The 21,571-nt window shown below is 43.4% G+C and carries 17 protein-coding genes; 12 read left to right on the forward strand and 5 right to left on the reverse strand.

Annotated features, from left to right (window positions below; translation table 11 throughout):
- The first annotated feature begins 222 nt into the window (after nucleotides 1-222).
- Complete coding sequence (locus AB4161_RS17310) at nucleotides 223-834, forward strand: ACP phosphodiesterase (protein WP_048612524.1); 612 nt, start codon at nucleotides 223-225, stop codon at nucleotides 832-834.
- A gap of 57 nt (nucleotides 835-891) precedes the next feature.
- Entirely contained in the window at nucleotides 892-2,163 is a 1,272-nt protein-coding gene (locus AB4161_RS17315; protein ID WP_017059829.1) for a DEAD/DEAH box helicase, read from the forward strand.
- A 115-nt stretch (nucleotides 2,164-2,278) separates the two neighbouring features.
- Here the strand turns inward: AB4161_RS17315 and AB4161_RS17320 are convergent, their stop codons facing one another.
- Nucleotides 2,279-3,022 carry a TetR/AcrR family transcriptional regulator gene (locus AB4161_RS17320; protein WP_017064637.1) on the reverse strand — a complete coding sequence of 248 codons (744 nt, stop codon included), beginning with the start codon at nucleotides 3,020-3,022 and terminating at the stop codon, nucleotides 2,279-2,281.
- Nucleotides 3,023-3,172: 150 nt separating this feature from the next.
- On the opposite strand from AB4161_RS17320, the gene AB4161_RS17325 reads away from it, so the two are divergent.
- Genes AB4161_RS17325 through AB4161_RS17335 form a run of 3 tightly spaced genes read left to right on the forward strand, consistent with a single transcriptional unit; the run spans nucleotide 3,173 to nucleotide 8,372 of the window.
- On the forward strand, nucleotides 3,173-4,261 hold the full coding sequence (locus tag AB4161_RS17325) for an efflux RND transporter periplasmic adaptor subunit (RefSeq protein ID WP_102319710.1): 1,089 nt from the start codon (nucleotides 3,173-3,175) through the stop codon (nucleotides 4,259-4,261).
- On the forward strand, nucleotides 4,261-5,316 hold the full coding sequence (locus AB4161_RS17330; RefSeq protein ID WP_372083710.1) for an efflux RND transporter periplasmic adaptor subunit: 1,056 nt from the start codon (nucleotides 4,261-4,263) through the stop codon (nucleotides 5,314-5,316). Before AB4161_RS17325 ends, AB4161_RS17330 begins: the two co-directional genes overlap by 1 nt.
- Nucleotides 5,313-8,372, forward strand: coding sequence for an efflux RND transporter permease subunit (locus tag AB4161_RS17335; protein ID WP_372083711.1), 3,060 nt, complete (start codon nucleotides 5,313-5,315; stop codon nucleotides 8,370-8,372). Before AB4161_RS17330 ends, AB4161_RS17335 begins: the two co-directional genes overlap by 4 nt.
- Nucleotides 8,373-8,551: 179 nt before the next feature.
- Here AB4161_RS17335 and AB4161_RS17340 read toward each other — a convergent pair whose 3' ends face one another.
- Both AB4161_RS17340 and AB4161_RS17345 read right to left on the reverse strand, forming a co-directional pair.
- Nucleotides 8,552-9,289, reverse strand: a complete 738-nt coding sequence (locus tag AB4161_RS17340) for an EAL domain-containing protein (RefSeq protein WP_017059824.1) — start codon at nucleotides 9,287-9,289, stop codon at nucleotides 8,552-8,554.
- 576 nt (nucleotides 9,290-9,865) lie between these two features.
- Entirely contained in the window at nucleotides 9,866-10,501 is a 636-nt protein-coding gene (locus tag AB4161_RS17345; RefSeq protein ID WP_372083712.1) for a hypothetical protein, read from the reverse strand.
- A gap of 252 nt (nucleotides 10,502-10,753) precedes the next feature.
- Here AB4161_RS17345 and AB4161_RS17350 point away from each other — a divergent pair, with 252 nt between their 5' ends.
- The 3 genes from AB4161_RS17350 (at nucleotide 10,754) to AB4161_RS17360 (ending at nucleotide 12,258) form a co-directional block, all read left to right on the forward strand.
- On the forward strand, nucleotides 10,754-10,999 hold the full coding sequence (locus tag AB4161_RS17350) for a DUF2164 domain-containing protein (RefSeq protein ID WP_017059821.1): 246 nt from the start codon (nucleotides 10,754-10,756) through the stop codon (nucleotides 10,997-10,999).
- Between the two features lie 153 nt (nucleotides 11,000-11,152).
- Nucleotides 11,153-11,692 carry a cytochrome b gene (locus AB4161_RS17355; RefSeq protein ID WP_372083713.1) on the forward strand — a complete coding sequence of 180 codons (540 nt, stop codon included), beginning with the start codon at nucleotides 11,153-11,155 and terminating at the stop codon, nucleotides 11,690-11,692.
- Nucleotides 11,689-12,258: a YceI family protein gene (locus AB4161_RS17360; protein WP_372083714.1), complete on the forward strand. Its 570-nt coding sequence runs from the start codon at nucleotides 11,689-11,691 to the stop codon at nucleotides 12,256-12,258. Before AB4161_RS17355 ends, AB4161_RS17360 begins: the two co-directional genes overlap by 4 nt.
- 273 nt (nucleotides 12,259-12,531) lie before the next feature.
- Here AB4161_RS17360 and focA read toward each other — a convergent pair whose 3' ends face one another.
- Complete coding sequence (gene focA / locus AB4161_RS17365) at nucleotides 12,532-13,983, reverse strand: formate transporter FocA (RefSeq protein ID WP_050650436.1); 1,452 nt, start codon at nucleotides 13,981-13,983, stop codon at nucleotides 12,532-12,534.
- A 273-nt stretch (nucleotides 13,984-14,256) separates the two neighbouring features.
- Here focA and AB4161_RS17370 point away from each other — a divergent pair, with 273 nt between their 5' ends.
- Nucleotides 14,257-15,162: a LysR substrate-binding domain-containing protein gene (locus AB4161_RS17370; protein ID WP_102333462.1), complete on the forward strand. Its 906-nt coding sequence runs from the start codon at nucleotides 14,257-14,259 to the stop codon at nucleotides 15,160-15,162.
- Nucleotides 15,163-15,367: 205 nt separating this feature from the next.
- Nucleotides 15,368-15,862: a DUF1097 domain-containing protein gene (locus AB4161_RS17375; RefSeq protein ID WP_372083715.1), complete on the forward strand. Its 495-nt coding sequence runs from the start codon at nucleotides 15,368-15,370 to the stop codon at nucleotides 15,860-15,862.
- 171 nt (nucleotides 15,863-16,033) lie between these two features.
- Here the strand turns inward: AB4161_RS17375 and AB4161_RS17380 are convergent, their stop codons facing one another.
- The gene (locus tag AB4161_RS17380) at nucleotides 16,034-17,845 is read right to left on the reverse strand and encodes an ATP-dependent endonuclease (RefSeq protein ID WP_372083716.1); all 1,812 of its coding nucleotides are present in this window, start codon (nucleotides 17,843-17,845) and stop codon (nucleotides 16,034-16,036) included.
- Nucleotides 17,846-18,083: 238 nt separating this feature from the next.
- Between AB4161_RS17380 and AB4161_RS17385 the strand changes: the two genes are divergently transcribed.
- Nucleotides 18,084-19,823, forward strand: coding sequence for a bifunctional UDP-sugar hydrolase/5'-nucleotidase (locus AB4161_RS17385; protein WP_372083717.1), 1,740 nt, complete (start codon nucleotides 18,084-18,086; stop codon nucleotides 19,821-19,823).
- A 572-nt stretch (nucleotides 19,824-20,395) separates the two neighbouring features.
- A complete protein-coding gene (locus tag AB4161_RS17390) occupies nucleotides 20,396-21,397 on the forward strand; it encodes a TerC/Alx family metal homeostasis membrane protein (protein ID WP_017059813.1) in 1,002 nt (333 codons plus the stop codon).
- Nucleotides 21,398-21,571 lie beyond the last annotated feature (174 nt).

The following is a 21,571-nucleotide window of genomic DNA, read 5'->3' on the forward strand; positions in this document are numbered from 1 at the left end:
CAATTTAAATTACAGGCTCTTTTAAGATCTTTAATTCAGTTTCAACTGAAACGTTTTAAAGCTAAAAGTTTTCTTAGCTAAAGCTTCTCAAAGCAAACAATTCTAAACTGAGCAAATCGTATTCGCTCACACGTCATACCAAAACTATCCTCATTAAAGTTCGCGAAGATAAACGAGTACGTTTACCATGTTACTTAGTTCTCGATACTTTAATGAGGTTCAATGAACTTTCTCGCACACCTTCACATCGCCAAGCACTGTAACAGTAACTTAGCAGGTAACCTGTTAGGTGATTTTGTTAAAGGCGACCCTAATAAACACTATTCTGATTCCCTTTCTGACGGTATTAGGCTTCATCGATTTGTTGATAGCTATACTGATCGTCATGATGTATCTCGTTCTGCAAAATCACTTTTCTCAGACCAAACACGACGCTTTGCGCCTATCGCACTCGATGTGTTTTGGGATCACTGCTTAGCCAATCATTGGGCTCAGTTTTCACAGCAGACATTAGAACGTTTTTGTTTAGATAGCCATGAGCAGATCTTTGAACATCAAGAGCCACACTGGCCAGAAAATTTCGTTATGGTTCATCAGAAAATGGCTGAGCATCGATGGTTAGAGAGCTATCAAGACATGTCGTCTATAGAGGTGGTATTGCAGCGAATGGCGTTGAGAAGGCCTAAGCTCGGTATGCTCGAGGCATGTTACGATGACCTCGAACGTCACTACGATACGTTGCAGTGTCACTTTAATGAGCTTTATCCCAACGTTTTAGAAGAAGCGAAGCAGTTTAATGCGCTTCAAATGAAGAAAAATCAAAAGGAAAGGTAAACAGCGTAATGCAGGTTTGCTACAATCCGCGCCTATTTAATCTTTGAGCATCATACTATGTCTGAATCTACAAAATCTTTTAACCAACTAGGATTATCTGAGCATCTTCTTGCCACGTTGTCTGAGCTTAATTTTACGGCTCCTACCAGTGTTCAAGAACAAGCAATTCCATTGGTATTAGAAGGCAAAGATGTACTGGCTGGTGCTCAAACGGGTACAGGTAAAACGGCTGCGTTTGGTTTACCGATTATTCAAAGATTAATCGAGACAAAAGACAACGTTATTCCGAACCCTAAGCTCGTTCGTGCGCTTGTATTAGTGCCAACTCGTGAATTGGCACAACAGGTTTTCGATAACTTAACTAGCTACGCAAAGGGCACCGACATTAAAGTCGTGGTGGCTTACGGCGGCGTTAGCATGAAGGTGCAAACTGATAACTTACGCGGTGGCGCAGATATTCTTGTCGCGACGCCTGGTCGTCTTATTGATCACATGTTCACTAGAAACATCATGTTGAGCCAAACGGAAGTACTGGTACTGGATGAAGCTGACCGTATGTTAGATATGGGCTTCATGCCTGACATCAAGCGTATTCTTTCTCGCATGAACGAAGTGCGTCAAACTCTGTTCTTCTCTGCAACGTTTGATAACAAAATCAAAGCGATTGCACACCGTATGATGCAGAAGCCAAGTGAAATCCAAGTTACTCCAAAAAACAGCACCGCTGAAACCGTAACACAGATGGTTTACCCGGTAGATAAGTCGCGTAAAAGTGAGCTATTAGCGTATTTGATTGGTTCAAAAAACTGGCAACAAGTGTTGGTGTTCACAAAGACTAAGCAGGGCACTGATGCTCTCGTTAAAGAGCTTAAGTTAGACGGCATTAAAGCGGCATCAATCAATGGCGATAAGAGCCAAGGTGCGCGTCAAAAAGCCCTAGACGATTTCAAGTCAGGCAAAGTTCGTGCGTTGATCGCAACCGACGTGGCAGCTCGTGGTATTGATATTCAGCAGCTAGAACAAGTTGTGAACTATGACATGCCATTTAAAGCAGAAGATTATGTTCACCGCATCGGACGTACTGGCCGTGCGGGTAACAGCGGCTTAGCGATCTCTTTGATGAGTCAGGATGAAGCTTACCTATTGGGTGATATTGAGCGATTACTTGATACTCGCTTGCCTCAAGAGTGGCTAGAGGGCTTTGAACCAAGCCTTGAAAAAGATCTAGCGCCCGATCGTGGTGGTCGCAGCAAAAGCCGTTCATCAGAAAAACGTAAGATGAAAGCGAAGCTTAAGATTCACCAAAACCGCGGTAAAGCACGTCGCTAATAAGCTGTACAAAGCTCCAGTTTAAAGATCTATACATATAAAAACGCGCCGTTACAGTGACTTCTGTAACGGCGCGTTTTTGTATCTTATAAGCTCATCATGGGTATGAACCCGATTAAGCTTTATGTTCCTGGTTACACTTCCATTCACATGGCACTTCATAAATCAGCTCTTCAATCGAGGTTGGATTTAGAGCCCACTCTTCATCAATATTGAACTTGCTGACCATCTGCGTGTTGAAAAGCTGCCAATGCTTAAGTAGGGCGTCTTCGGGTGAGGTGACCATATCACCTTCATTCCAAGTGCTTTCCATAAAGGGAGTGAGGCATACAGCGCCGTTTGCGTACATGATCATTTGCCATTTAACTTCGTAAATGTTGATCATTTTGTCTGGGTTAGCTGCATTGTACTCAGCGGCAAGCCCGTTAATCTCTTTTTCAACATCGCCGACATTGTCGATGAAGTAATCAACTAGGTTGTCTTCTTGGCGAACAGAATCTGAAATAAGCTGCATTGGCCTACGTGAGTGAATCATGTTGGTGAACAGACGCATGCTAAACAGGTAGATAGCGATATTTGGCGCAACATCTTTTGGCAGCTCTTCCATAATCTTACTGATGTAAGACTGAAAATAATCGTGTAAACAATCACTTATTGCATGCCAAATCTTTTCTTTGCTACCAAAGTGGTGGCGGATAAGGCTATGCGAGACGCCTGCCTTTTCACTGATGTTTCGCAGTGATACACGATCGTAGCCAAAGTCACAGAACATGTCTGCGGCAACGCTCATGATCAAAAAACGCGTCTCTTCGGCGTCTTTTGCACTTCTTCTACCTTGCTTCTTTTCGGTCATCTTCATTTCACATAATTACCTGATTACAACATTCTACACTGTTTTTACTGAAATAAAAAATACTGCACAAGTGGAAAGTAAAGCTTGAGAATTATTTAATATTAAATATACTGCCCACCTGTGTAATAAATCATAATAATTAAACGGAGAGGCATCATGCAGTTCAATTTGTCGATCAATGCCATATCGAGCAAGCGCATGGGAGCTGTTATTGCAGCACTATTGCTCGCAGGCTCTCTAACTGGATGTGACAAAGTTCAGTCAGAGGAAAATGTGCAGGTAATCAAGCCAGTCAAGCTGTTCGAAATCCCACAACAGACTGATATTGATCTCGATAGCTTCATTGCAAAGGTTGATGCAACCGACCGTGCGGCACTTTCTTTCCAAGTGGGTGGAGATATAGAAACCTTCGATGTTCGTATGGGACAAGAAGTGAAGAAAGGTCAGGTGTTAGCCGTATTAGACGCGACGGATTACCGTATTGCCGTTGACGCAGCCCAAGCTAAATTTGATCTGGCGAACAGCCAATACAAACAAGCTTCTGAGTTGTATGCGAAAAAACTGGTCAGTACCGATTACTACGACCAAGCCGTAAACACCTTTACTGCCGCTGAAGTTGAGTTGGACCAAGCAAAAACAAACCTTGGCTACACTACCTTAGTTGCTCCATTCGATGGCGTGGTATCGATGGTGTTTGGAAAGCAATATCAATTGATCGCAGAAAAGCAGCCTGTACTGAATATTTTGAATCACAGTGAAATGGATGTGACGTTTTCAATTCCAGTATCAAAGCTTGAAGACCGTTCTATTCAAGACCTAACGAGCTCAAACATGTGGGTTGTGATGGACAGCCACCGCGGCATTCGTATCCCGACTCGCTTTAAAGAAATCTCAACGCAACCAGATGAAGATACCAACAGCTACCAAGCGGTTGTGTCTATCGAAAAGCCAGAAGGCATCAATCTACTTTCTGGTATGACAGCGCAAGTTGAAGTTCAGAAAAGTAAATCTGACTACGGCATTGGTATTGTGGATTCAGCTTGGTTAAACAAAGACGTAGCCCATGGTGAACTATGGCGTTATAACCCTGACTCTCAACTGATTTCTAAAGTACAAGTCCTTCTTGATGAGCAAGGCAAGGTTATCGACGGATTGTCGTCTGGTGACCTTATCGTTGAAGCGGGTGTGGATGTGTTATCAGACGGACAACAAGTAAAAGCTTGGCTTCGTGAGGGCGGTATTTAATGAACCTTTCAAAATTATCAGTTGTTGTCGCGTCGGTTCTGTTACTTCAAGCCTGTAACAATGAAGCTGTTCACCGTGAACAACCACCTTTGTTGGTTTCTACCTTTGAAGTTGGCGCACCGCTTACTAATCAGTTCAGAAGTTTTAATGGACAGGTGATGCCAGCTGAATTGACTCCCTTGGCATTTAAGCTAGCAGGCGAGATTCAACAAGTATTAGTAGAAGCGGGCGACAATGTCGAAAAAGGGCAGTTATTAGCCACCTTAGATAACGCAACGTACGTCCAAGATCTGACTGATGCTCAATCTCAATTCAAACTGGCGAGCAAACAGTTGGCCCGTGGTACTGAGATGTTTGGCAGCGAAATGTTATCGCAATCAGAACACGACCAACTGACGGCTAACTACAAGCTCGCATCGGCGAATTTGGCGGCGGCAAAACGCAAGCTAGGTTACACAGAACTTTTAGCGCCATTCTCAGGAACAGTTTCAACTGTCGATAAGCAACGATTCGAAAATACGACGCCTGGAGAAACACTACTGAGTGTGTACCAGAACGACAAGGTGTATGTGCGAATTCAAGTATCAGATTCGATCTTGGCGTCAATTAGCCCAGACATGCGTTCAAATAGCTATCGTCCTGAGGCGACCTTTGGCGGTCACACAGGCCAATATCCACTGACGTATCTAGAACACACCAGTGAACTGCACCCACAATCCCGTACCTACGAATTTTGGATGCAGATGCAGCAGCCTGAAAGTGAAATTCTGCCGGGCACGAGCGTTACGGTCAATGTAGACATGGCGAAAGCGGGCCTGAGCGATGTTCAAGGCTACCAATTACCAATGACAACGCTAGAAGCGGGCTCTGAAGCGAATCAGTTCTATGTGTGGAAAATGGAAGACGGACAAGCATTCAAAAGCGAAGTAGAAGTCGACAAGATCAGTGGCCAAGGCGCACTCATCGCTCATGGTGTTGAGCAAGGTGAGCTACTCGTAAATTCGAATTTAAGAAAACTCCGTGACGGAATCCAATTGTCAGGAAAAGCAGAATGAACATCGCAGAATATTCAATAAAGAACAAAGTAATCAGCTGGCTGTTTCTAGTCATTTTGGCCATTGGCGGTGTGACGTCTTTTGGTAATCTATCCCGTTTAGAAGACCCAGCTTTTACCATTAAAGATGCAATGATTATTTCAACTTACCCTGGCGCTACGTCAATGGAAGTTGAAGAAGAGCTGACTTACCCACTAGAAAAAGAGATAAGACAGCTTCCGTACATCGACAAGATTACCTCGACATCATCGAACGGTATGTCCCAAATTATGGTCAGTATGAAGATGGACTACGGTCCAGACGAGCTGCCTCAGATCTGGGATGAAATGCGCCGTAAGATCAACGATCTACAACCAACACTGCCAAGTGGTGTAAATTCCGTTCAGATCATCGATGATTTTGGTGATGTGTTTGGTGTGATGATCATGCTGACCGGTGATGGTTACGATTACGTTGAGCTCAAACAGTACGCAGATTACCTAACGCGTGAAATCGAACTGGTCGACGGTGTCGGTAAAGTAAGCATTGCAGGTGACCAACAAGAACAACTGTTTGTTGAGATGTCACTGGAACGCTTAGCCGCATTGAACCTAGATATGTCGACGGTTACGTCACTGCTAGCACAGCAAAACAGTGTGGTATCGGCAGGCGAGGTGATGCTGAATGGTCAAAGCCTTACGATCAAGCCAAACGGCACCTTAAGCACGGTTGAAGAACTAGAAAACCTGATCATTCATGGTCGCGATACAGGTAACCTGATTCGCTTGAAAGATGTCGCTGAAGTAACTCGTGGTATTCAAGAAAAGCCGGGCAATGTATTAACGTACAACGGTAAACCAGCAATCAACTTGGGTATTGCGTTCTCTTCTGGTGTAAACGTGGTTGAGATTGGTAAAGCACTGGATGCGGAACTGGATCGCCTAGAAAGCATTAAGCCAGCGGGTGTAGAACTGAATTACTTCTACAACCAAGCGCAAGAAGTAGACAAATCTGTGGCTGACTTCTTAATCAGCCTAGTTGAAGCGGTAGCCATCGTTATCATTGTATTGTTGTTCGCAATGGGCTTACGCAGTGGTTTGATCATCGGTTTGGTTCTTCTATTGACGGTATTCGGTACCTTCATCCTGATGGATTACAACGATGTTGAACTGCACCGCATCTCTCTGGGGGCACTGATCATCGCGCTGGGTATGCTGGTGGATAATGCGATTGTTGTCGTTGAAGGTATTTTGGTGGGCTTGAAGAAAGGCAAAACCAAGCTTCAAGCAGCGAAAGACATCGTCAAGCAAACACAATGGCCACTGTTAGGTGCGACCATTATCGCTATCACAGCGTTTGCACCGATTGGTTTGTCGAAGGATGCGACAGGCGAATTCATGGGTTCACTGTTTTGGGTACTGTGTTTCTCACTGTTTTTGAGTTGGGTAACTGCACTAACACTAACGCCATTCCTTGCCGAGATGTTGCTTAAAGAAGAAGACAAGGTTGATGAGAACGAAGACCCATACAAAGGCATCCTGTTTGTGGTATTCGGTGCGTGTCTGAAAGTAGCACTTCGATTTAGATGGCTTACTGTAGTTAGTATGGTCGCTCTATTAGCAGTTTCTGTCGTCGGTTTTGGTATGGTGAAGCAGCAGTTCTTCCCGCCGTCAAATACCCCAATGTTTTACGTAGACATGTGGATGCCAGAAGGCACCGATGTTCGTGAAACGATCAAGCAGACAGAAAAAGTTGAAAGCTACATTCGCCAGCAAGACGACGTGGAGTTTGTAACGACAACGGTTGGGCAGGGCATGCAACGTTTCGCACTGACTTACCAACCAGAGAAAAGCTACGAAGCGTACGCCCAGTTACAAGTAAGAACCACTGACCGCGACACTATGTTTAAGGCTCTAGCGGCGCTAGACAAAGACTTAGCGAACGAATTTGAGCAACCAAAGTTCCAGTTCAAGTTGATTGAGTTTGGTCCGTCACCCGCTTCAAAAATTGAAGCGCGTATTATCGGTGCCGATCCACAAGTACTGCGTAACATTGCAGTTGAAGTCGAAGACATCTTGCTTGCCGATCCAGGCTCTCGAAATGTTCGTCATGACTGGCGTGAACGCACTAAAGAACTTGTACCACTGTTCAACGAATCTAAGGCTCGTCGCCTAGGCATTTCAAAAACTGACTTGTCTGAGACATTACAGATGGCGTTTGGCGGTTACAACATCGGCCTACTGCGTGATGGTACTCATATGTTACCTATCGTGGCGCGTTTACCGGAAGAAGAGCGTTTTGATTTCGAATCGCTAAACAATGTGAAGATTTGGAGCCCATCACTACAAACTTACATCCCAGTTGAGCAAGTGATTGATGGCGTAGAGCTTCAATGGTCTGAGCCACTGATTCAGCGTCGCGACAGAAAACGTACGCTAACAGTATTGGCTGACCACGATGTTCTTGGTGATGAAACGCCAGCGAGTCTGTTTGCTCGTGTGAAACCAAAGGTAGAAGCATTAGATTTACCAGAAGGCTACAGCATTAGCTGGGGTGGTGAGTACGAAAGCTCTAAAGATGCGCAAGAATCTCTGTTTGGCTCACTGCCAATGGGTTACTTGCTGATGTTTATCATCACGATGCTTCTGTTTAACTCGGTTCGTAAGCCGCTTGTGATTTGGTTTACGGTGCCACTCTCTATCATTGGTGTTTCAATTGGTCTGTTAGGTACCAATATGCCATTCAGCTTCACAGCGTTCCTTGGCTTATTGAGTCTAAGCGGCATGATTTTGAAGAACGGCATTGTACTGCTTGACCAAATCAACAGTGAGCTATCAACAGGTAAAGACCCATATTTAGCGGTTGTCGACAGTGCGATTAGTCGTGTACGACCGGTATCTATGGCAGCATTAACGACTATCTTGGGTATGATTCCTTTGGTATTCGATGCATTTTTCGGCTCGATGGCGATTACCATCATGGCAGGCTTAGGCTTTGCTACCGTACTAACGCTAATAGTAGTACCGGTGATGTTCGCTATTTTATATAGAATCAAACCGTCCACTGCGGGTTATTAGGGAATGATATAAAACAGATTCTTTTAAGCCAGCCCAGTCAAATTTGACTGGGTTTTTTATGCGTGTTGTCCCGTCCTGAAATGTGTTGACACGTGAGAGCGGTATGAGGGTACGAATAGGCAAGCATTAAAAAATCCGCTACTCAATGGTCAAGCGGCTTTGAGAAGGATAGGGCAATTCTAGATTGCTAGCCGTATGTCTAATTCAATCGGCTTTGGCATGGCTAAGTGATAGCCTTGATACATATTGAAGCCTAAGCTCTGCATCGCTTGGAGTTGTTGTTGGGTTTCTATGCCTTCAATCACTGTCTTTGCGCCAATTTGGTTTGCAAGATCAAGTACTAACTCCATTTCTCGAGTGTCGCCTTGTTCAAAGTCCAACATAACCGAGCGGTCTATCTTGATGATATGAGGGTTAATGTGACGAACGCGTTGTTCGGTTGATGCTTGTGTTCCAAAATCATCGACCGCTATTTGAAAGCCATTATCCGCAAGAGAAAGAGCGGCATCTTTCAAACGCTCTTCACTTTCTGCGTTCAACTCTACCAACTCCATCACTATCTGTTCGCATGAAAGGTTAAGCTCGTGAAGGCGTTTAGCTAACAAGCTATCGCTGACCTTTTCTGCAGCAAACAACTCACCAACGTTTGGAAGAACGTTCAAAAATAGATGTAAATGACGGATTGTCGATTGTGCGAAGTTACGGATATGAATCGCTCGACTCAACCTCTCTACATTGATTTTGTCTGTGCTTGAGGTTTCGTCGGAATGGAAGAAGTGATCAGGACGAACAATATCACCTTTGTTATTTGAAATGCGCACCAAAGCCTCGACACCTATCTGAGTCATAGAAGAATCAAATATAGGTTGGTAGACACTTCTAAGTGTTAGGTCTTGATATTTCGCAATAAACTGCATATCGGCGTCCACAGATATACAGCTAACAAATTCACTTCTGTCTGATAAAATCATAGTCGCTAATAAAGGTGTTTATTTAATGACGAGAATATACGTCACGGCTGTCACAATATTGACAGGTGTTACTAAATTGTCAATTAATAAAAACTCACTTGTAGAGCCAATATTTAATTAAATATAATTAACGAAAAAACAGCATGATAATTGATATTAGTCATTAAAATTATTTATCATTCACCATTAATAATGATTATTGTGAATTTAATCTCTGAGTAATCTATCTCATATCAACATCAATCAATATAAGCTTTCAGCGTAAATACACCAGTTAAAAGTAGGGACAAAGCCCCAGGTTATGGGGGAATGTCAAAGTTGCAATATCAACAAGCAGCTCCGTTTGCATATAAATGATATCTACTTCTCAAAATATGAATGATGATCTGATAAGTTATTATTTTATTGAAGATAAACTTTGATTGATTATTGGGCAGGGCTTGATATGTATTTTTATAAAATATTGGGATAGAGGTCTAACAATGTACTTTCAAAACTGAACGAAAAAGTTGACCCGTATTCCTACTGCCATTGAAGTACCGCATAAAGTTGCAGGTATTTACGAACCAGTTGTTGATTTCTTGACCGTTTTAAAGGGTGTCCAAATTTAATGAAGCAAGGGCTGATTTTAAAATTATTATTTAAGTCAGTAGCGAATTGAGAATCACTCTCTCTTAGCGTGATACCTTGTTGGCTATATTCCGTGATCTCGTCTGGGAGTTCACCCATCCACCAATGCAATAGTTCACCGCTGTTTTTACTTCGGGTTATCCAATGGTCGGAGACAATGATCAAAACGTCATTGGGTTGGATTGCAAATCCATACTCTGATTGCCAGTTATGAATGTCCAACATCAACTTTCTACGACAAGTTTTCCCCGCGCTCACCATGTGGTGACTGATCATCCAAACTGTTCCTATTTCAGAGGAGATTCGGAAGTGTCGTGGGGTTTCACCAGAAGAAAGCATTTCGAGCGGGCTGATGTTGCTTGCATGATTAAAGCTAACGAAGGTGTGCTCCATTCGTCGAGCAAATGCCTTTCCTATATGGTGCTCACTGATCCCTTGATTGTGTACAGTAGGGTAGTGGCGTTCACAGAGCTTTAGGCAATCGTCTTGAAATTGATTAACGCTTTTAATCACTAGATCTAATAACAATGAAGTCCCTTATACACAGCTACTATCTTATTGATGGGCAATAGTACGGTAATTGCGGTTCCGTTACCTATCGTCAAAGTGCGAGTTCTTGATCTCTCTATCAAAATTAACCATTGCTGAGTGATTTTATGGATAGCACTGGCGCTCTACAGGTCTGTATTCTAAATTATGAGGAATTCTAGCTAGTTACCTCGACTATAGTCTAGTCAGCAAATCACAATTGATCTACTTACTCTTTATTTGGAAACATTCATGACCATTCAATTAGATTCGAAACAAAAGTCTGAGCTTACTCATACGCTCCAAAAGTACCTGCAGGATGAACTCGATGTGGAGCTTGGTCAGTTCGACACAGAATTCTTGGTCGATTTCATAAGTAAAAAGTTTGGGGCGGTTTACTACAACAAAGGGATAGAAGACGCTCAAAAAGTCATGGAACGTAAAATGTTAGATATCTCAGATGAGCTTTACGAGATCGAACAAATCGTTGAAATCTAACGTTTAGCCCAAACTTGTTCAAATAATTTGAATAACTCGTTTAATTTGAAATGATGTAACTATTGTAAAGCTTGGTAAATAATATGTTACACAAACTTAGTGTAGGGTACGCTTTTCAAAACTACACGATTCGTTAACATTCGGAAGAGATGCATGGACAACAACGTTAGAAATTACAACCCTTTAGCAAGAGCGATGCATTGGATTTCAGCTCTCGCGGTATTTGGCTTATTTGGTGTAGGCCTGTGGATGGTTGATCTTTCATACTACAGCGAGTGGTACAAAACAGCGCCAGACTATCACCGCTCGGTAGGCATTCTTTTGGCTGCCGTTACCGTTATCCGCTTGGTCTGGAAAATAGTTACCGCGTCACCTAAAGTGGAAGGTAAAAGCTATGAAGTTGCAGCAGCGAAGATCGCTCACGGCTTCATGTACATCAACTTAGCGGTTTTGTTTATTTCAGGTTATTTGATTTCGACATCAGATGGCCGCGGGATAGAGGTATTCAATTGGTTCACTGTACCAAGTATGGGCGAACTGTTTGCAAACCAATCTGATCTCGCAGGTACGGTTCACTACTATGCTGCATGGGTACTGATCATTATGGCATCAGTGCACGCCTTAGCGGCGATAAAACACCACGTTATCGACAAAGACGATACGCTACGAAAAATGATAGGAGCTTCAAAATGAAAAAGTCAATTATCGCTACAGGATTAGCATTTGCTATGGCAATGCCTTTCGCTGCGAACGCCGCTGATTACGTGATTGATACAAAAGGTGCGCATGCTTCAGTTAACTTTAAAGTTAGCCACCTAGGTTATAGCTTTATCCAAGGCCGTTTTAACACATTCTCAGGTGATTTCTCATTTGATGAAAGCAACGTTGAAGCATCAAAAGTAAACGTAACTATTGATACAACAAGCCTTGATTCAAACCACGCAGAGCGTGACAAGCACATCCGTAGCTCTGACTTCATTGATGCAGGTAAATTCTCTGACGCTACTTTCAACAGCACAAAAGTGGTTGATAAAGGCAACGGCAAACTTGAAGTAATGGGTGACCTTAAGCTTCACGGTGTAACTAAGCCTATCGTTATCGAAGCTGAATTCATCGGTGCTGGTCAAGACCCATGGGGCGGTGAGCGTGCAGGTTTCGTTGGTACAACTCGTCTAGAACTTGCTGACTTCAACATTCCAGTAATGGGCGCTTCAAGCTATGTAGATATGGATCTACACGTTGAAGGTGTAAAGAAGTAATCTAGCTATTGTTGATCGCTAACTAGTATCAATCTCTTATGTAACACCAAAAGTTAAATAGATACTTAGAAAGCAACAGTTAGAAATAGAGAAAGGCGCAAAGTTTTCACTTTGCGCCTTTTTTATTGAGATAAATGGCAACGCGTTTAGGTCTGTTTTGTGTCAAACCGTTTAGTACGTTAAAAGCCACCGTTTACCTCTAGCCAGTCAACGTTGCCATGACTGAGTTATCTAATTGAACTACTAATCCCTAATAGTTCAACTTAAGATTAGTTAAGCCGTTTCTAGTTCAGCTTGTGGAACCACGTTTAGTCGGTCACCGTAGATTGGACGTAGTGCTTGCATCACTTCAATGCGAGTCAACACACCTACCATTACGCCGTTTTCTAACACTGGAAGCATATGTGGTTGGCTTACTTTCATCGCTTTTGCACGCTCTTCTAGAGAAAGAGATGTCAGGCGAGTAGCGAAGCCCATGCTTGTCGTCGGGTACAGTTGCTCTTTGTCGATGCATAGGAACTCAGCAACGTCCACTAGCTTGTCGTTTGCGTCGATTGCCACAACGTCACGGCTCATTAGGTCTACAACTTTTTGGCCTTTAGTTGGGATGTAATCTTGGCACCAAAGGTCAACCATTACGTCATGAACAGAGAAGATACCCACTAGACGACCTTCAACATCGCAAACAGGAGCGCTAACAAGTTGCGCGTCTAAAAGTGTATCAATCGCGACTGATGTTGGCATTTCTACGCTCAGTGTAATTGGTTGAGTGTTCATGATTTGCTTGATAGTAGTTGCTGTGTTCATAGTAATTTCCTTAACTGACGTAATTTCTGTTGTTTGTGTAATAGCGGTAATTTTTGCTGCTTTAAGTTGTGGGCGACGGTAGATGCTCCAGTTCGCTAAGCCGACCAATACTGAACCACCTACGATGTTGCCGATTGTCACTGGTATTAAGTTTGCGGTGACAAATTGCATGACGTTTAGGTCTGCATACTGGGCTGGTGTTGCGCCGATTTGCATCCAGAAGCTTTCTGGTGCGAATGCTTGAATCGTGATGCCTAGCGGAACCATGAACATATTCGCCACACAGTGTTCAAAGCCTGAGCTTACGAACATTGCAACGGGTAACACGGTCATCATTGCTTTGGTCATTGCGTTAGCAGAGCTGAACGTTAACCAAATCGCTAAACACACCAACAAGTTACAAAGCACACCCAAAGCAAACGCTTGAACTGGGGTGTGGTGTAGCTTGTGTTGAGCAATGTTTAAAGCGTTTAAGCCCCATTGCCCGCCATCCAGTTGATACAAGCCTGCTGCGCTTACCAAAGCCAATAGGAACATGGCACCGATAAAGTTGCCGACATACACCTTGCCCCAGATAGACAGCATCTTCGTGAAGGTGATTTGCTTGTTAGCCCATGAGATGCTTGATAACACTGAGCTGGTAAATAGCTCACCACCGCAAATCACAATCAAGATCAAACCCATACTGAAGGCAAGACCGCCGGCTAAGCGACTCAGTCCCCATCCAGCATCAGCGCTGCCCGTGGTTACCGTGATGTAGAATAAAAAAGCAAGCCCGATGAATGCGCCAGCCATGATTGCCAAACTCAATGTCATGCTGCTGGTTTTATTTGCTTTACTTAATGCAAACTTCTCTGCTTCCGCCATCATTTCTGTTGGTGAGAACAGTTGATGATTTTCAGAAGTGCTGGTTGCCATATCCCCCCCTTGAACAATCCGTCATGTGTAATTCCTAGTGTTAATGACCTGGTTAATCCGTAATGGTTAATCAGTAATGTTTTGCAGGGCTCGTTGTGTCCTGCCATTCCAGATTAGGGCGTTGAGGGGTAGAGGTAAAATTGATAATTTTTAGAAACCACATCAAATTTATTGATATAGATTTGGTTACGCGTAGAATGAAATTGATTGCTCATTGGCTTTATAAAAAACGAGCATCAGGACACAAATAATTAAAAGCATTAAGGATGAATTTTGCGTTATTCATTAAAGCAACTCGCGGTATTTGATGCAGTAGCAGACTCCGGGAGCGTTAGTCAGGCAGCAGACAAATTGGCGTTGACTCAGTCAGCAACAAGTATGTCTCTTGCACAGTTGGAAAAAATGCTCGGCAGGCCTTTGTTTGAAAGGCAGGGCAAGCAAATGGCCCTGACTCATTGGGGGATGTGGTTAAGACCAAAAGCGAAGCGTTTACTGCAAGATGCGCAGCAAATTGAGATGGGTTTTTACGAGCAGCATTTGTTGAGTGGCGAACTCAAATTAGGTGCTAGCCAAACTCCAGCGGAACACCTCGTTCCGGATCTCATCAGTATTATTGATAACGACTTTCCTGAGATGCGAATCTCGCTTGGCGTGCAAAGTACCGACGCAGTCATTGATGGTGTATTAGATTATCAATATGACTTGGGTGTTATCGAAGGTCGTTGTGATGACAACCGAGTTCACCAAGAAGTGTGGTGTACCGACCATTTAACGGTGGTTGCATCGGCTCATCACCCGTTTGCGAAGCGCGAACGAGTCAGCTTGGCACAATTAGAACAAGCAAAGTGGGTATTACGCGAACATGGTTCGGGTACTCGCAAAGTTTTTGATAGCTCTATTCACCATTTAATTGGCGATCTCGATGTATGGCGAGAGTATGAACACGTTCCTGTTTTAAGAAGTTTGGTTGCAAACGGCCCATATTTAACGTGTTTACCTTATCTAGATGTCGAACAGTTTGTTGAGTCAGGTCAACTTGTGACGTTGAATGTTTCTGAGCTTGAAATGGAAAGAACCTTGTCCTTTATTTGGCGTGCTGACATGGCAGAGAACCCACTTGCTGAATGTATCAAGCGTGAAGGTAAGCGCATGATGAAAGGCAAACGGTCGGTTCTTTAGCCGCTATTCAACACCAATGCTAATAACTAAATATGTTGAATAAGCGATTCCGGTCTCTATCTAGTGATAAATACACATCTGCATACATTGTTAATGTGATCGTGATCGGCTAAATAAGGGCTATCTTCCCATAGTATGCTTACTTGATTTTAAGTGAGGCTAAATCCGGTTGCGTTCAATTACGTAATTAGGCTTTAGAAATAGTATGAGTACATTAGTCGCGATTTCATTAACAACAGGTATTTTGTCAGGTCTATGGGGATGGATTGCTATCTCTTTCGGCTTATTGTCATGGGCAGGTTTCTTAGGTTGCACCAGTTACTTTGCTTCGCCAACAGGCGGCGTTAAAGGACTAGCAGGTAGCTTATTGACCAACATGACTGGCGTATTCTGGGCAATGGTGATTATCGAAAGCTCAACCTTCGCAGGGTTAGAGATTTTAGGCTACATGATTACTGCTATTGTGGCTTTCTTTATGTGTATTCAAGCGAAACAAGCGTGGCTAGGTTATATCCCAGGCACCTTCATTGGTTGCTGTGCGACGTTTGCTGCAGGTGGTGATTGGCAACTTGTAGTGCCATCTTTACTGTTTGGTGGTGTATTTGGATACTTGATGAAAGCAACGGGGCTATGGCTTCACGAGAAATCGACTCAATCTTCGGAAGTTGTTGAACAACACGCTAAACAGGCAAAGGCTTAATTCGTTAACCTAACCTTAGTTAGTCACTGTGAACTCTTGCAAGATAACCCCCAATTAATTTGTATATCGATTTATACAGGCACACCGTTTGGTGTGCCTTTTTTGGTTGAGGCGACTAGCTAAATATTTCATCAGTAGAGCAACTGATAGCATCTATAAAACAAATTATGTTTAGGTATTTCCATTCGCCATGGTGATCACGCGTTTTAATGTCCACCTTAATAAAAGCGGAATGCATTCTTGTCCTTGATTCTCGCAATGAGAAACAATGGCGAGTGCAAGGTCGGGTTTTGCATGTTTCTTCAATACCTTGGCAACCACTTTCTTTGGAGGGATAGGGTGATCGTATGGAATCTTAACCATGTCACGGAAAAAGCTCTCAAATCCATTCATATATAGGTAATGCTCGATATCTTTATCTGGCAGTTCCGTGAGTCGATGTCTTTCCTGATCATTACCAAGCTTCGATAGCACCGTTGCTGCGTATTTTTTACCCGCCGCATCGCCGTCAGTTACCACATGCCAATCGATGCCAAACTCTTGCGCGACCTTAATCAACGCCTTAAGTCCTGATTGGGCGAACTCAATAATCTGCACACCTTCCGCTGCTAGGTTATAGCCACATTGGTTGGCAAGTTCATTGAACAACCAAACCTCGGTTTCACCTTCTACTAATAGCCAACAGCGAGCAAATAGTGCCCCAGAGCGGTGGAAACGGATATGAAAACCAATTCGTCGAAGTTCATCCTTACTGAAATGGTTCATGTTGAGTTGATTGGCGATGGTTTTGTCTGACTGACGAACCAAGCGACGAATCGATTGAAGTGGGACCGCCGCAAGTAGGTCGCCACTGTTGGTGGTCAGGATTTTCTGCATGGGCAATTTCTGCATCAAGCTCCAAGCCCTTGCCAAGTGTGTTGGGTGCAATCGACCTTCTGGATCTTCAAGGATCAACAGAGGGCGCGCACATCGCCTTAAGTCGTTTGGCCCTTTAGCTTGTAGATAAGCGTTAAGTAACCCCATGAATAATAAGCGAGTTTGTTTGTTCTTGGTCTCTTCGACGAGTTGATGAATACTCTGATCATTGGTACCCGCAGAATAAAGCAATCCGTCTCGCTGTTTTCTAGGGTTACGACGAGAAGTACTTTTGAAAGAAAAATAGTGCTCAATCAAACTTTGCATCGACTCTAGGCTACTGCGCATTTCACCTTTATTAACATGTCCGGGTATCGCCATAAGACGGCGGCAGGTGTTGTCTATTCGTTTTTCTATTCTTGCCTGACGGCCATTGCCATTGCCATTGCCATTGCCGTTGCTGGCGTTTCCATTCGTGCCATGACCATTGGTTGTGTGATTATGTCCGTTCCCATGCCCGTTATTTGGATTGTTGTTCCCATTTCCGTTTGCATTGTTAGCGTGACCGTTATTAGCGTGAACATTAGTCGGCAGGTGAGCATTGTGGTTGAGTGAATTTCCGTTGAAAGGGCGATCAAAGTGCCTTGCGTCTCGTAAACGGATCACAGGATGTAAGGTCATTAATTCTTGAGCGAGCTTTTCTGAGTGATGGAGTTTGAGCGGATTACCGTCCAAACCAAGGAATGCATAGTGTGTTGTTGTCTCATACTGTTCTAACGTCGCGCTGATGCGATAGTAGATGCGAAATACGCCAAATTCATCTTGAACCCAAATAGGTTTGAGTTTGCGATAACGACCTGCGTTAAGTTCGCTCTTATCGTTAGCTTTTAAAGCGAGAACAATTTGAAGATGTTGAGACTGCGGGTGTGAAACAGAGTAATCGACATGAAAATCGGTCATTTCAAAGTGATATGGCACACCGTCTGAGGGCAGAATGACGGAAAGGGCATCCAATAATGAAGACTTACCCCAAGTATTTTCACCAATAAGCGTGGTTAGCTCGTCAAACGCGAGTGACATGCGCTTGATACCTCGAAAGCCAGAAATCTCGATTCTTTCTAGTTGCATAGGCTTACTCCTAACGGAAGGCTCTGCTAATTATTTGAAAGCTAACAGATATCTTTAATCATAATCGAAAAATCCAAATGCGGTATGCTCACCTGTCACAAAACCCGTTGTTTATTAATACGGTGCAAAATGAGATTTTTGATCTATCTCGAGTATTTTTTTGCAGTGCAGTTTCATAAAATTCACGATTCTGTCATGATTCTCGACCTAGTATGAAGGGACAAAGAGAGAAGAAAATATGACTAAAAAGAATAAGCCGACAAAAATAGTGTTGGCACACATCAACGACACCCACTCATACTTTGAACCAACCTCGTTACAGCTATCACTTAAAATGAACAACCACATCATTGAACCTTATGTCAGTGCTGGTGGCTTTGCTCGAATTTCAACACGCTTCAAACAAATAGAACAAGATGCCCAGCGTCAGAAGGTTGGAACCTTGTTCTTGCACGCTGGTGACTGCTTCCAGGGCACGTTGTACTTTTCCTTATTCAAGGGAAAAGCCAATGCCGATTTGTTGAATGCCCTTAATATAGATGCCATGACGCTCGGTAATCACGAGTTAGACATGGGTAATGAGCCCGTTGCGATTTTCGCGAAAAGAATCAAATTCCCGCTGTTGGCCGGTAACTGGCATCTATCGAATGAGGATATCAATAAAACTCATACGCTAGCGGACAACGACATTGTTAAGCCTTATCTGCCTGAAACACGAAGTGCTTCTTTTATAACGAAAGAGTTTGATGGCGAGAAGGTCGCAATATTCGGCTTAAGCATCGACAAGATGGCAGGCATCGCTAACCCAGATATCGATACACCGTTTGAAAATGCTTTGGAAACAGCAAAAGGGACCATTGAGCAAATCCATCAAGCAGGTATCAACAAGATTGTGTTACTTAGCCATCTTGGTTACGAAGCTGATTTAGAGTTAGCAGCCAACGTAACAGGTATTGGTGTCATCGTTGGTGGTCATAGTCATCGCTTACAAGGTGATTTCTCTGATATCGGCTTAGTTAAAGATGATGAATACGGTGTGAAAATTGGCGATACCTATGTTGTGCAAGCGGGTTTCCACGCCATGAGCTTAGGACACTGCGAAATCGAGTTCGATTCTCAAGGCAAAGTGACGCACTTCAATGGTAAAAACGAACTGTTATTAGGCCGTCGACTCTTTATAGACGCGAAACTGAGTGAAGTAGGGCAAGACGATGCCCACGATATGGCGTGTGAGTTTTTAAACAATCACCCTAATATTGCAGTGTGTAAGAAAGATCCTGAGCTGCAGAGCATTCTGACGGATAAATACCAGCCGCGAGTTCGAAAGCTTCAGCAACAAGTGATTGCTCATGCAGACACTAAACTTCGCCATGTACGTATTCCAGATGCTAAAGGCCCGAGTCAACTAGCCCCCTTGGTTGCTCAATCATTTCACCATCTAATGAACAAGAAAGGGCATCAGGTTGACTTTGCCATTCACAACGCCGGTGGTGTAAGAAATTCACTGAACAGCGGCGATGTCTCTGTTGCCGATATTGCCGGAAAACTACTACCGTTTGCAGTACCTATTGGTGTGTATGAAGTAAAAGGTGAAACGATCGCTGGCATGCTTGAAGGTGCAATCAATAACGCGATTGATAATGGTGTCGTGGGCACAGGTTCAGGTAGCTTTCCTTATACACATAATTTGAGGTTTTGTTACCACAAAGAAGCGCCTATAGGACACAGGATTCACCATCTAGAAATTCACTCTGATGATTCAGGTTGGCAAGCTGTTTCTCGCAACCGTATTTACCGGGGCGCGTCGTCAGCCTATACAATGAAAGGCAAAGAGGGCTATAACGCTGTGTTGGATATGATCGGTGATGGCACGGTCACCACTGACTCTATGGCAGACTGCTTCATCGAGTTTCTGCAAGACCACCCAGAGTCGCTTCAACTCAATGAACCGTTGAATTGCATGGAGTGTTTTAGATAACTAAAGCTGATACTGATATTTAACACTATTACTTTGGGTTATTTATAAAATTGGCATTGTTTATGCTTTATCTCTGCAGGTCGCCTTCTTGTGGAGATATGCATGGATAAGAAAGATTGGTTAGATGCGGTAGCGGTTGTCGGTTGGGTATCAGTTTGGTCAGCGTTAGTGTATTTAATACCTGCCGCAGGGCTGTAAATTGCTCTTTTTGCAACTTCATTACGCAGTGCAATAGTGTTTGACTTGCGAATTTATTCTTAGAATCAATTCGCGTGTCTATTTGACAAAGTGGCATCAATCAGAAAGGAGCGTTTGCTCCTTTTTTGCTTTTTCCGTGCAAATTTATATAGACGAAACACAACCAGAGGATTATTATCCACGCGTTTGGGGAGTAGTTAGCGCAAGTTTACATATCGTCATCTCGTTAGGCCAAGAGTCTATCCGGTATGTAAAAGTGAAATCCCATATTTCACTTCAACGAGACCAACGCAATCACAGTCAAGATCCGTAATGGAGCTTGATATGCTTTGTTTGCGGAAGGTCTTTGTACAGTTCTTCCGCCCGGAGGAATAATGAACTCAACTCAATCTCTATTATCTACAAATAGTGAATCCTTTTTTTCATCGCCAATCATGACGACTTATGCGGGCTTTTTCCTGCTAACGGTTATTCTCGTCTCTATTGATATCTATCAGACTCGTGGCGGTAACGTTACTATCAAGAAAGCGGCAATCTGGAGTGTTTTCTGGTTTGTACTTGCGTTTTTGTTTGCTGGCTCGATTTACCTATTTTGGGACATTTATGCGCCGAACAGTGACTACACAGCGCAAAAAGCAACCGTGTCATTCATTACGGGTTACTTGTTAGAAAAATCCCTTAGCGTAGACAACTTGTTTGTTTTTGCGATGATCTTTGCTCAATACCAAGTTCCTGAGCATCTAAGACCTCGTGCGCTTCTTTGGGGCGTAATTGGTGCATTGGTGCTTCGTGCAATTATGATCGCACTAGGCGCACAGCTATTGGCGGAATACCACTGGGTGCTTTACGTGTTCGCTGCGTTCTTGATTGGTACAGGTATTAAGCTGGCATTAGACAAGGGCGAAGAGGAGAGTGTGAATACTCTGCCTGAAAAGCTACTTCGTAAAGTGATGCCGGTAACAGAGGACTTCCATGGCCCTGCATTAATGGTTAAACAGGGTGCTAAATGGGCATTCACTCCAATGATGTTGGTCATCGGTGCGATCGCAGTCATGGACGTGATGTTTGCATTAGACTCTATCCCTGCGATCTTTGCGGTAACACAAGAACCGTTCTTGGTACTTGCGGCTAACGTGTTTGCGTTACTTGGTCTTCGCTCGTTGTATTTTGTACTGCAAGGTATGATGGACAAGTTCATCTATTTGAAACCCGCGCTTTCATTCATCATGGTGTTCATTGGTGTGAAAATGCTTCTGGTTGATAGCGAGTGGGCTATCCCAACTTACTGGTCATTGGCGGTATTGGTTTCTACGATGACGATTGCGGTTATAGCGTCGGTTTATGCGAAGAAGCCAGGCATTGAACAAGTAAATTAAAACAAATATAACTTATCGAAAAGTCGATAATGAACACGTGGCTGATGAAGTGGAAAATTTATTTATGTAAATTTTCTGTGATATTGGCCACTGTTGTTTACGGGGTATTTGTACTAAATGCATGATTTAAACACTATATTGAATTTGTACTCACATAATCTGCATATCTATTTT

This window comes from Vibrio sp. 10N.286.51.E5, assembly GCF_041469125.1.
GTDB classification, from domain to species: Bacteria; Pseudomonadota; Gammaproteobacteria; order Enterobacterales; family Vibrionaceae; genus Vibrio; species Vibrio crassostreae_C.